Genomic DNA, 12,116 nt, shown 5'->3' on the forward strand with positions numbered 1-12,116 from the left:
AACCACACTATTAGGGCGAATGATGGCTGTCAAAATAAATAATGACATGGTGTCAATTGTGCGAAATGGGCTTTCGAACGGTCAGGGCGTGAAGTACAAACGCCTTGCCGGCGCCATAGAAACGGGGATCCTCGACGGCGTGATCGAGCCCGGCTGCAAACTGCCGCCCCACAGGATGCTGGCGGACAATCTCGGCGTGACGATTGGCACCATCAGTCGCGCCTACGGTGAGTTGGAGAAGCTGGGGCTGGTGGTGGCGCGGGTGGGTGATGGCACCTTTGTTCGCAAGCGTGGGCTGGAACGCAAACGCGATGAGGGCTTTCGCAATGTCAGCGAGGAACCCCGGCAGTATTTCGACATGAGCCGCAATACCCACATTCCCGGTCAGGAAACCGTCTTTCTGGCCCAGAGTCTGCAAGCCCTGGCCAACAATCCCAAGGTGCTGCAGGACATCAGTCTCTATACCCCGGACGCGGGATTGCCGCGGTATCGCGCCGCTGGCGCGCACTGGTTGAAGCAGAGTGAGTTTTCCCCGAGCGCCGATCAGGTGATCTGCGTCAACGGCGGCCAGCACGGCTTGTTGTGTGCGTTGATGGCGCTGCTGCGCCCAGGGGATACGGTGGTGACCGAACAACTGACCTATCCGGGGTTGATCACCGCCGCCCGCATGCTGGGCATTCGCTTGATTGGCCTGGATATGGACGACGAAGGTTTGCTGCCCTCGGCACTCGAAGAGGTGTGCCGTACGCACCGGGTTTCAGCCCTTTACTGCACGCCGACGATTCAGAACCCGACGACCGCGGTGCTTTCGGTGGCGCGCCGAGAGGCGGTGGCCCGGGTTTGTCGCGAGCATAACCTGCTGGTCCTGGAGGACGAGGCCCACGGCGTACTGGTTGAAGATCGCCTGCCGCCCCTCAGCTACTTCGCGCCGGAACGCACGATTCTCATCAGTAGCTTGAGCAAGGCGGTTTCGGCAGGTTTGCGGGTGGGTTACCTGCATGCACCGCAGGCATTGATGAGCCGGCTGGCGGCGGCCTTGAGGTCCACCTGCTGGATGGCGACACCCTTGACACTGGAGCTGGCAACCGCCTGGATAGAAAACGGCACCGCCGCCCACCTGCTGCAGCAGCAGATACTTGAGATGGGGCGTCGCAAGGCATTGGTCGAGGATCTGCTGGCGGGGCTCGCCTACAAGACGCATTTGAACAGCCCGCACTTCTGGATCGAGGTCCCGGAGCCATGGCGGGCTTCGGAAATTGAGGCGGAGCTCAAGCAAAGCAATTACCTGGTCTCGACGGCTGAATCCTTCGCGGTGGGGCATGCGGCGGTGCCGCAGTTCATTCGGGCGAGTATCTGCAATACATCGGGTGATGATCAGCTCCTGCGCGAAGGGTTTGAGGCACTTGCAACGGCTTTGGGGCAGGGCGCCGGGCGGTTCAGTTTGTGATTCATTCGTGTTTCAGGCCCCGCATGTTCCCCCGTAGCAGCTGCCGAAGGCTGCGTCCGGCTGCGCAGCGGCCGTAAAATCAAGCACTGCGGTGTTCCTGGCAAACCGTGGAAGCAGGGTTTACGGCTGCTTCGCAGCCGGACGCAGGCTTCGCCAGCTGCTACGGACCGCGTAAAGGCCTAACCGACCGGCATCGCCACAAAATACTCCCGTGAAATTACTTGAATCGCCGCTCCACACCTTTCTCCACCAGAATCTTCGCCGAAATCTCTTCCACCGAAAAATGCGTGGAATTGATGTGTGCGATGTTCTCGCGGCGGAACAGGTTCTCCACTTCCCGTACTTCGAACTCGCACTGGGCATAGCTCGAATAGCGGCTGTTGGGCTTGCGCTCGTTGCGAATCGCGGTGAGGCGGTCCGGGTCGATGGTCAGGCCGAATAGCTTGTGCTGGTGGGCGCGCAGGGCGGTGGGCAGCTGCAGGCGCTCCATATCGTCTTCGGTCAGCGGGTAGTTCGCCGCGCGGATGCCGAATTGCATGGCCATGTATAGACAGGTCGGGGTCTTGCCGCAGCGCGAAACACCTACCAGAATCAGATCGGCCTTGTCGTAATAGTGCGTGCGGGCGCCGTCGTCGTTGTCGAGGGCGAAGTTCACCGCCTCGATACGCTCCATATAATTGGAGTTGCCACCAATGGAATGTGACTTGCCGACCGAATACGATGAATGCTCGCTCAATTCCTGCTCCAGGGGCGCGAGGAAGGTCGAGAAAATGTCAATCATGAAACCATTTGACGTTGCGAGGATCTCACGAATGTCCTGATTGACGATGGTGTCGAATATTATCGGCCGAAATCCGTCCGTTTCGGCGGCGTTGTTGATTTGTTGTACCATGGCCCGCGCTTTATCCACGTTGTCGATGTACGGCCGCGTGACTTTCCTGAAGGTAATATTCTCGAATTGCGCCAAAAGGCTTTGACCGAGGGTCTCGGCTGTAATGCCCGTGCCATCGGAGATAAAGAAAGCGGATCGTTTCATTTGCGCCTTGGGCCTTAAGCTAGTGACAATTCTTGGATATGATAGGCGCGGCTTGCCGGCCTCGAATGGCCTGCATTCTCACTTATTTTCCAGGTCCAGGCCATAACGCTGGCAAATGCTCCTCTGAGCCGCCGGCGTCCTGAGCTTTTCCAACACAGTTAGTGGAGAGATCACCTTGGTAGAGTACGTAGTTTCCCTCGATAAGCTCGGCGTCCACGATGTAGAGCATGTGGGGGGCAAGAACGCATCCCTGGGCGAGATGATCAGTAACCTTGCAGGTGCCGGTGTATCGGTGCCTGGTGGCTTTGCTACAACGGCTCAGGCTTACCGTGACTTCCTTGAACTAAGCGGTCTGAACGATCAGATCCACGCCGCACTCGATGCGCTGGACATCGAAGACGTGAATGCCCTGGCGAAAACCGGCGCGCAAATCCGTCAATGGATCATGGATGCCGAATTCCCCGAAAAACTCAACGCCGAAATCCGCACTGCGTTCGCCACGCTGTCGGCCGGCAACCCTGACATGGCCGTCGCTGTGCGTTCTTCGGCTACCGCTGAAGACTTGCCCGACGCGTCCTTCGCCGGTCAGCAGGAAACCTTCCTCAACATCCGTGGTGTCGAGAACGTTATTCGCGCCGCCAAGGAAGTGTTCGCTTCGTTGTTCAACGACCGCGCCATCTCCTACCGGGTACACCAGGGTTTCGACCACAAACTGGTGGCCTTGTCGGCCGGTGTGCAGCGCATGGTGCGTTCGGAAACCGGCACTGCCGGCGTCATGTTCACCCTCGACACCGAATCGGGTTTCCGTGACGTGGTGTTTATCACCGGTGCTTACGGCCTGGGTGAAACCGTCGTGCAAGGCTCGGTGAACCCGGACGAGTTCTACGTTCACAAGCACACCCTGACCGCCGGTCGTCCGGCCATTTTGCGCCGCAACCTGGGCAGCAAAGCCATCAAGATGATCTACGGCGAAGTGGCCACGGCCGGCAAGTCGGTCAAGACCATCGATGTCGACAAAGCCGATCGTGCGCGGTTCTGCCTCAGCGACGCTGAAGTCAACGAACTGGCCAAGCAAGCGATGATCATCGAGAAGCACTACAAGTGCCCGATGGACATCGAATGGGCCAAAGACGGTGACGACGGCAAGCTGTACATCGTTCAGGCCCGTCCTGAAACCGTGAAAAGCCGCACCTCGGCCAACGTCATGGAGCGTTACCTGCTCAAGGAAACCGGGACCGTGCTGGTTGAAGGTCGTGCCATCGGCCAGCGCATCGGCGCCGGCAAGGTGCGGATCATCAAAGACGTTTCCGAGATGGACAAGGTCCAGCCGGGCGACGTTCTGGTTTCCGACATGACCGACCCGGACTGGGAACCGGTGATGAAGCGCGCCAGCGCCATTGTCACCAACCGTGGCGGGCGTACCTGCCACGCGGCGATCATCGCTCGCGAACTGGGGATCCCGGCCGTCGTGGGTTGCGGCAATGCCACCGAACTGTTGAAAGACGGCCAGGGCGTTACCGTGTCCTGCGCTGAAGGCGACACCGGTTATATCTTCGAAGGCGAACTGGGCTTCGATATCAAGAAAAACTCCATCGACGCCATGCCTGATCTGCCGTTCAAGATCATGATGAACGTCGGTAACCCGGACCGTGCCTTCGACTTCGCGCAGTTGCCGAATGCTGGTGTGGGCCTGGCCCGTCTGGAATTCATCATCAACCGCATGATCGGCGTGCACCCCAAGGCACTGCTGAACTACGCCGGGCTGCCGCAGGACATCAAGGAAAGCGTCGACAAGCGCATTGCCGGCTACGACGATCCGGTCGGTTTTTATGTCGAGAAGCTGGTCGAAGGCATCAGCACCCTGGCCGCGGCATTCACGCCGAAAAAGGTCATCGTGCGTCTGTCGGACTTCAAGTCCAACGAATACGCCAACCTGATCGGCGGCAAACTCTACGAGCCGGAAGAAGAAAACCCGATGCTGGGTTTCCGTGGCGCCTCGCGTTACATCAGCGAAGCGTTCCGTGACTGCTTCGAGCTCGAATGTCGTGCGCTGAAGCGTGTGCGCAATGAGATGGGCCTGACCAACGTCGAAATCATGGTGCCGTTCGTCCGTACCCTGGGCGAAGCCAGCCAGGTCATCGACCTGTTGGCGGAAAACGGTCTGAAGCGCGGCGAAAATGGCCTGCGCATCATCATGATGTGCGAACTGCCGTCCAACGCCATCCTGGCTGAAGAGTTCCTCGAGTTCTTCGATGGCTTCTCCATCGGTTCCAACGACCTGACCCAGCTGACCCTGGGCCTGGATCGCGACTCCGGGATCATCGCGCACCTGTTCGACGAACGTAATCCTGCGGTCAAGAAGCTGTTGGCCAATGCCATCCAGGCATGCAACAAGGCCGGCAAATACATCGGTATTTGTGGCCAGGGCCCTTCCGATCACCCTGATCTGGCCAAATGGCTGATGGAACAAGGTATCGAAAGCGTTTCGTTGAACCCCGATTCCGTACTGGAAACCTGGTTCTTCCTCGCAGAGGCTCAGGCTCCGGTCTGATAGGTGAATGAAGTGTCGGTCAGCATTGGCTGACCGACACTTTCAGATTCGAGTAGGGCGGGCTCCATCTGGATGCCGCCCTTTTTTGTGCAAGAGCATTATGCAAAGCAGCAGCAACCTATTTCCTGTGGCCTTGATCAGCGCCGAACGTCGTGGCGATCTGAGCGAGGACGTCTATCGCTTGAAACCGGGCAACAGCCCGGATGGCACCGTGGAACTGGCCGTCACCCGCTTGGGCATGGCCGATGGACCGCAAGTGCGCGGTGTTCCGGTGGTCCTGCTTCACGGCAGTTTTTCCAACCGGCGCTTCTGGTTTTCACCCAAGGGCCTGGGGCTGGGTGCCTATCTGGCGCGCGCCGGCTTTGATGTGTGGATTCCCGAGATGCGCGGCCACGGCTTGTCCCGGCGCAATCAGCACTATCCCAAGAACCGCGTTGCCGACTATGCCCGCTACGATCTGCCGGCGATTGCCGCGTTCGTCCGTGAGCAAAGTGGCCAGATCCCCCATTGGCTCGGGCATTCGCTGGGTGGCATCACCCTGGCGGCGGCCTTGGGTGGCCAGTACCTGGGCGAACCCGCAGTAGCGTCCGCGGCGTTTTTCGGCACCCAGGTCAGTCGCACCTACTGGCCGTTGAAAATTCCACCGGTAGAGTGGAGTGGACGTTTTATCTTGAAGCGTTTCGCCCAGATTTCCGGCTCCCGGTTCAAGCGCGGCCCCGAGGACGAGCCGATTGGCCTGGCCCTGGAAGGCATGCGCTGGTACGGGCTGTTCGGGCGTTTCGGCGATGCCGACAAAGACTGGTGGGCGGGGCTGGCAGAGGTCCAGGTACCGGTGCTGGCGGTCAGTGCAACCGATGATCATCAGGACCCGACGTGGGCCTGCCGCAAACTCTTCGAGCAGTTTGGCGGTGAACAAAAACAGTTCGTTTGCCTGGGGCGTGAGCAGGGCTTTAGTGAAAATTTTGGCCATGTGGCAATGCTGGTCAGCAAAAGTGCCCAAACAGAAGTCTGGCCACTGGTGGAGCGCTGGTTGAACGATCAGCAAGCGCCATTGCTGACCCATAAGTCGAATCTGGCCGCAGCAGTCTGAACCGAGCGCTCTAACAAGGGCGTTTCGCTCTGCTCGACTAACGGCTAAGATATGACGCATTGAGCTGTTTTGGTCACTTTCGGTTACTGGGTCAGCCTTCATGTTCGGCTCAAACCTTGAATATCCGGCGCCGGAATTCGTTTATTAGCGTAATCGCTGCGATTTTCGACTCTTTCTATCGTGTGCTTTCCTTTACAGGAGTTTCTCGATGAAACATTACCTTACTCCCGACCTGTGCGACGCCTACCCGGAACTGGTGCAGGTGGTCGAACCGATGTTCAGCAATTTTGGCGGTCGTGATTCCTTCGGCGGCGAAATCGTGACCATCAAGTGCTTCGAAGACAACTCGCTGGTCAAGGAACAGGTTGATCTCAAGGGGAACGGCAAGGTGCTGGTGGTCGATGGCGGTGGTTCGCTGCGCCGGGCGTTGCTGGGCGACATGCTGGCCGAGAAAGCCGCCAAAAACGGTTGGGAAGGGCTGGTGATCTACGGTTGCATCCGGGATGTCGATGTCATCGCGCAAACCGATCTGGGCGTCCAGGCCCTGGCCAGTCACCCGATGAAGACTGACAAGCGCGGTATCGGTGATCTCAACGTTGCAGTGACCTTTGCTGGCGTGACCTTTCGTCCAGGCGAATACATTTATGCGGACAATAACGGCGTGATCATCTCGCCAAGCCCGCTGAAGATGCCTGAGTAAAGCGTTCGATCAAGCAAGGGGTAAGGATGTTCGAGGAAGAAAACGCGCAGTGGGGGCTGGTTCACGCCCTGGTGCTGGATGGTAAAGGCGGTGCGCGTTCGATTGCCCGGACTGAACTGGATGACCTGCAACTGCAGCCATACGAGAGTATTTGGCTGCATTGGGATCGCAGTCACCCGCAAACCCAGACCTGGCTGCGTAAATACAGCGGCCTGAGCGAATTCAGCTGCGACCTGCTGCTTGAAGAAAATACCCGGCCACGGCTGCTGCCGTTGCCGGACAGCCAACTGCTGCTGTTTCTGCGCGGGATCAACCTCAATCCGGGAGCCGAACCGGAAGACATGGTCTCGGTACGGATCTTCGGTTCCGCCCAGCGGGTGATTTCCCTGCGCTTGCGTCCCTTGCGGGCCACCGATGAACTGTTGGTGCGCCTGGATGAAGGCAAGGGGCCGAAAACCGCCTCTGAACTCATCCTTTATATGGCTCAGTACCTGACCAACAAGGTTCAGGATCTGGTCAGCAATCTCTCGGAAATCGTCGATGAGGAAGAAGAAAAGCTGGATGCCGACGAACGGTATACTCCGGAACATGGCGCCGTTTTGCAGATCCGTCGAAGAGCCGCGGCACTGAAACGTTTCCTTGCGCCGCAGCGGGATATTTTCGGGCAGCTGACCCGGATCAAATTGCCGTGGTTCGTCGAAGACGATGGCGACTACTGGAACGAATTGAACAACAGCCTGACGCGTTACCTGGAAGAGCTGGAATTGACCAGAGAGCGGGTGGGGCTGGTGCTGGAGGCCGAGGACCGGCGTTTGAGCGTGCGGATGAATCGCACGATGTACCGCTTCGGGATCATCACCTGTATCTTTCTGCCGATGAGTTTTCTGGCCGGTTTGCTGGGAATAAATGTCGGCGGAATACCCTTTTCCGAGAGCCCGTATGGCTTCCTCGTGGCCTGTCTGATGATGCTCTCGGTGGGTCTGGGACAGTGGTGGTTATTCCGCCGTTTGCGCTGGGTCTGATGGTTTGGCATGTGACCCGAAGAATTTTCATCGCGTCTTTCACAGACATCTCGAGAGGTGCGTATGCACGATCCGTTCGAACAGTCTTTGCGTGACATGCTCCAGGCGACGCCGTCTACCCGTGACGACGATGCCTGCCTGGGCCGCGTACTGAAAACCGCCAACCGTCAGGTGGGTGCGGGTGATCTGTTCAGCTTGCTGGGGCGCTGGTTGCCGGCGCTGATGATTGCCCTCAATAACGGCTCGGCCCATGTCTCACCGGTTTCCCGTCGTAAATCTACTGCCCGCACTGCTGATAAGGCTGATTGAATATGGAACTTGATCTCTGGACTCAGAGCCTCGTCACTGCGATGACTGCATTGTGGACCAAGGTAGCGAATTTCATCCCCAACCTGTTTGGCGCACTGGTGGTGTTGCTGTTGGGGTTCGTCGTGGCCAAGCTGCTCGACACCTTGCTTTCAAAATTACTGGCAAAACTGGGCCTGGATCGCCTGATGGGCGGTACCGGTTTGACCAAGATTTTGTCCCGAGCGGGCCTGCAGGTGCCGATCTCGACCTTGATCGGCAAAATCGTGTATTGGTTCGTTTTGCTAATTTTTTTGGTTTCTGCTGCAGAATCACTTGGCTTGGAAAGAGTTTCGGCTACGCTCGATATGTTGGCGTTGTATTTGCCGAAGGTCTTTGGCGCCGCCCTGGTGTTGCTGGTAGGGGTCCTGCTGGCGCAGCTGGCCAATGGGCTGGTACGGGGCGCAGCAGAGGGCGTAGGCCTGGATTACGCCGCAGGCCTTGGACGTATCGCCCAGGGCCTGGTGATCATCATCAGTATTTCGGTGGCGATCAGCCAGTTGGAGGTCAAGACTGACCTGCTCAACCACGTGATTGTCATCGTTTTGATAACCGTTGGTCTGGCAGTTGCCTTGGCCATGGGGTTGGGAAGCCGGGAAATCGCCGGCCAGATTCTTGCGGGAATTTATGTGCGTGAGTTGTATCAGGTTGGGCAACAAGTGCGTGTTGGCGAGGTCGAAGGGCAGATCGAAGAGATCGGCACGGTTAAAACCACACTGCTGACCGATGAGGGTGAGCTAGTCTCTCTCTCCAATCGGATGATGCTGGAGCAGCATGTGAGTAGCCGCTAACCCGGCAAACCCTGCTAATGTATGCCGCCGCAAAAAGCCCGCTAATCCGGGCCGCGGCGGACATTGACCTGACTGTCGGCACTGACTCGTTTTGAATAAAGCCCAATCGCTATCCATGCGCTACGACCCCCGCGAGCTCTCTGATGAGGAGTTGGTTGCGCGCTCGCACACGGAGCTGTTTCACGTAACACGCGCCTACGAAGAGTTGATGCGGCGCTACCAGAGAACCTTATTTAACGTTTGTGCACGCTATTTAGGGAACGATCGTGACGCAGACGATGTCTGTCAGGAAGTGATGTTGAAGGTGTTGTATGGTTTGAAGAACTTCGAGGGCAAATCGAAGTTCAAGACCTGGCTATACAGCATCACGTACAACGAATGCATCACGCAGTATCGGAAGGAACGGCGCAAGCGTCGCTTGATGGACGCGTTGAGTCTCGACCCCCTCGAGGAAGCATCTGATGAGAAGATGCCGAAACCCGAGGAAAAGGGTGGACTTGATCGCTGGTTGGTGTATGTGAACCCGATTGACCGGGAAATTCTGGTGCTACGATTTGTCGCAGAGCTGGAATTTCAGGAGATCGCGGACATAATGCATATGGGTTTGAGTGCTACAAAAATGCGTTACAAACGCGCTCTAGATAAATTGCGTGAGAAATTTGCAGGCATTGCTGAAACTTAGTTCAGCGCAAATATCTCTTACGTGTAGGCAAGTTCTGATAGACTTGCCGCCGAGTTGTCCCCCGGTTTGCGGGACTGCTTCACAATCACCAGATGGGGATTTAACGGATGAAACTGAAAAACACCTTGGGCTTGGCCATTGGTTCTTTTATTGCCGCTACTTCGTTCGGCGCGCTGGCACAAGGCCAAGGCGCAGTTGAAATCGAAGGCTTCGCCAAGAAAGAACAGTACGACAGCGCCCGTGATTTCAAAAACAACGGCAACCTGTTCGGCGGTTCGGTTGGTTACTTCCTGACCGACGACGTTGAACTGCGTCTGGCTTACGACGAAGTGCACAACGTGCGTTCCGATGACGGTCGTAACATCAAGGGCTCGGATACCGCTCTGGATGCTCTGTACCACTTCAACAACCCAGGCGACATGATCCGTCCATACGTCTCCGCCGGTTTCTCCGATCAGAGCATCGGCCAGAACGGCAAAAGCGGTCGTAACGGTTCCACTTTCGCCAACGTTGGCGGCGGTGCCAAGCTGTACTTCACCGAGAACTTCTACGCCCGTGCCGGCGTTGAAGCTCAGTACAATATCGACCAGGGCGACACCGAGTGGGCTCCAAGCGTCGGTATCGGCGTGAACTTCGGTGGCGGCTCCAAGCCTGCTGCAGCACCAGCTCCAGCTCCGGCTGAAGTGTGCGCCGACAGCGATAACGATGGCGTGTGCGACAACGTCGACAAGTGCCCAGACACCCCAGCCAACGTAACTGTTGATGCTGATGGCTGCCCGGCAGTTGCTGAAGTTGTTCGTGTTGAGCTGGACGTGAAATTCGACTTCGACAAGTCGGTAGTCAAGCCTGCCAGCTACGGCGACATCAAAAACCTCGCTGACTTCATGAAGCAGTACCCATCCACCAGCACTACTGTTGAAGGTCACACTGACTCCGTCGGTCCTGACGCTTACAACCAGAAACTGTCCGAGCGTCGTGCAAACGCCGTTAAGCAAGTTCTGACCAACCAGTACGGTGTTGAATCGTCCCGCGTTCAGTCCGTTGGTTACGGCGAATCCCGCCCAGTTGCCGACAACGCAACTGACTCGGGCCGCGCTGTAAACCGTCGCGTAGAAGCGCAGGTTGAAGCTGCCGCTAAGTAATTAGTTTGCAGCTCTGAAAAGCCCGGCCTAGGCCGGGCTTTTCTTTGTCTGCGATTTGATGTCGGGTTCCGCACATAGGCTAGTTCCCATAGTGTGAAGGGGCACACAAATCCCCCGTAGGAGCTGGCGAAGCCTGCGATCTTTTGATCTTGATTTTGATTCGATCTTGTGGGAACGGGCTTGCCCGCGATGAAGGCGGCCTGACAGCCGGCCTGTCTCTCGCGGATGTACCCATCCCAATGTAGGAGCTGCCGCAGGCTGCGATCTTTTCAGCGGCTGATGGAAGTGTCGCGGCTGACACCAGGATCAAAAGATCGCAGCCTGCGGCAGCTCCTACGGTGAAAGGGGTGTTAATAAATCTCGCGTAGGAACTGGCGAAGCCGGCGATCTTTTCAGCGGTCGATGGAAGTGTCGCGGCTGACGCCAGGATCAAAAGATCGCAGCCTGCGGCAGCTCCTACAGTGTGATGGGGGTATACGAATCTCCCCCGTAGGAGCTGGCGAAGCCTGCGATCTTTTCAGCGGTCGGGGCGCAGCTTTCGGCGGTCCTACAGGGCCACGTCTGCGCACCACTCTGCCGCAGGCAATGATGATTTGACCTCTTCACAAGCTGCCACCGCGCCGATCACCAGGATAGCCGGGCTTTTCAGCTGGAAGGCGAGGGCGTCTTCCTGCATGGCAGTCAGATCGCTCCGACATTCCCTTTGCTGGGGCAGCGAAGCGTTTTCAATCATCGCCACCGGCGTATCCGCCGCCATTCCGCCAGCCAACAGTTGCTCGCGAATTTCGCTGAGTTTGGCCACGCCCATGTAGATCACCAGGGTGGTACCGCCTTGGGCCAGGGCCTGCCAGTTCAGGCTGCTGTCGTCTTGTGTATGGGCGGTCACCAGGGTCACGCCACGGCTGATGCCACGCAGCGTCAGGGGGATATTGCATTGCGTCGCTCCGGCCAGGCCGGCGGTGATGCCATTGACCATTTCGACGGCAATGCCATGGGTTCTGAGCCACTGCGCTTCTTCACCGCCACGCCCGAAAATGCACGGATCTCCGCCTTTGAGCCGGACCACGCATTTTCCCTGGCGGGCATAGCGCAGCATCAGACGATGAATGAACTCCTGCGGTGTGGAGCGACAGCCGCCGCGTTTGCCGACGGCAATGATGCGTGCCTGTGGGCAATGGGCCAGCACGGCCTCGTTGACCAGATCATCGATCAACACCACATCCGCTTCGCCCAGGGCGCGTACCGCTTTGAGGGTCAACAATTCGGGATCGCCAGGACCTGCGCCCACCAGCCAGACTTTTGCGCTCATG

Annotated in this window: 11 protein-coding genes; 9 read left to right on the forward strand and 2 right to left on the reverse strand. The window is 57.8% G+C overall.

Annotated elements, in window-relative coordinates; translation table 11 throughout:
- Nucleotides 1–22 precede the first annotated feature (22 nt).
- On the forward strand, nucleotides 23–1,447 hold the full coding sequence (locus F8N21_RS14595) for a PLP-dependent aminotransferase family protein (protein ID WP_150642804.1): 1,425 nt from the start codon (nucleotides 23–25) through the stop codon (nucleotides 1,445–1,447).
- Between the two features lie 217 nt (nucleotides 1,448–1,664).
- On the opposite strand, the gene F8N21_RS14600 is transcribed toward F8N21_RS14595, so the two are convergent.
- Complete coding sequence (locus tag F8N21_RS14600; protein ID WP_150642805.1) at nucleotides 1,665–2,483, reverse strand: pyruvate, water dikinase regulatory protein; 819 nt, start codon at nucleotides 2,481–2,483, stop codon at nucleotides 1,665–1,667.
- Between the two features lie 175 nt (nucleotides 2,484–2,658).
- Between F8N21_RS14600 and ppsA the strand changes: the two genes are divergently transcribed.
- From ppsA to F8N21_RS14640, 8 genes are all read left to right on the forward strand, one after another.
- Nucleotides 2,659–5,034, forward strand: coding sequence for a phosphoenolpyruvate synthase (gene ppsA / locus F8N21_RS14605; RefSeq protein ID WP_150642806.1), 2,376 nt, complete (start codon nucleotides 2,659–2,661; stop codon nucleotides 5,032–5,034).
- A gap of 100 nt (nucleotides 5,035–5,134) precedes the next feature.
- Entirely contained in the window at nucleotides 5,135–6,124 is a 990-nt protein-coding gene (locus F8N21_RS14610; protein WP_150642807.1) for an alpha/beta fold hydrolase, read from the forward strand.
- 208 nt (nucleotides 6,125–6,332) lie between these two features.
- A complete protein-coding gene (rraA, locus tag F8N21_RS14615; protein ID WP_150642808.1) occupies nucleotides 6,333–6,824 on the forward strand; it encodes a ribonuclease E activity regulator RraA in 492 nt (163 codons plus the stop codon).
- 26 nt (nucleotides 6,825–6,850) lie between these two features.
- Entirely contained in the window at nucleotides 6,851–7,846 is a 996-nt protein-coding gene (locus F8N21_RS14620) for a zinc transporter ZntB (RefSeq protein WP_150642809.1), read from the forward strand.
- A 63-nt stretch (nucleotides 7,847–7,909) separates the two neighbouring features.
- Complete coding sequence (locus tag F8N21_RS14625; protein ID WP_150642810.1) at nucleotides 7,910–8,155, forward strand: CrfX protein; 246 nt, start codon at nucleotides 7,910–7,912, stop codon at nucleotides 8,153–8,155.
- Nucleotides 8,156–8,157: 2 nt separating this feature from the next.
- Nucleotides 8,158–8,982: a mechanosensitive ion channel family protein gene (locus tag F8N21_RS14630; protein WP_150642811.1), complete on the forward strand. Its 825-nt coding sequence runs from the start codon at nucleotides 8,158–8,160 to the stop codon at nucleotides 8,980–8,982.
- 91 nt (nucleotides 8,983–9,073) lie between these two features.
- A complete protein-coding gene (sigX, locus tag F8N21_RS14635) occupies nucleotides 9,074–9,664 on the forward strand; it encodes an RNA polymerase sigma factor SigX (RefSeq protein WP_150642812.1) in 591 nt (196 codons plus the stop codon).
- A gap of 107 nt (nucleotides 9,665–9,771) precedes the next feature.
- Nucleotides 9,772–10,806: an OmpA family protein gene (locus F8N21_RS14640; RefSeq protein WP_150642813.1), complete on the forward strand. Its 1,035-nt coding sequence runs from the start codon at nucleotides 9,772–9,774 to the stop codon at nucleotides 10,804–10,806.
- Between the two features lie 547 nt (nucleotides 10,807–11,353).
- On the opposite strand, the gene cobA is transcribed toward F8N21_RS14640, so the two are convergent.
- The gene (gene cobA, locus F8N21_RS14645; protein WP_150642814.1) at nucleotides 11,354–12,115 is read right to left on the reverse strand and encodes a uroporphyrinogen-III C-methyltransferase; all 762 of its coding nucleotides are present in this window, start codon (nucleotides 12,113–12,115) and stop codon (nucleotides 11,354–11,356) included.
- Between the last annotated feature and the right edge of the window lies 1 nt (nucleotide 12,116).

The organism is Pseudomonas fluorescens, assembly GCF_902497895.1.
GTDB lineage: Bacteria > Pseudomonadota > Gammaproteobacteria > Pseudomonadales > Pseudomonadaceae > Aquipseudomonas > Aquipseudomonas fluorescens_BP.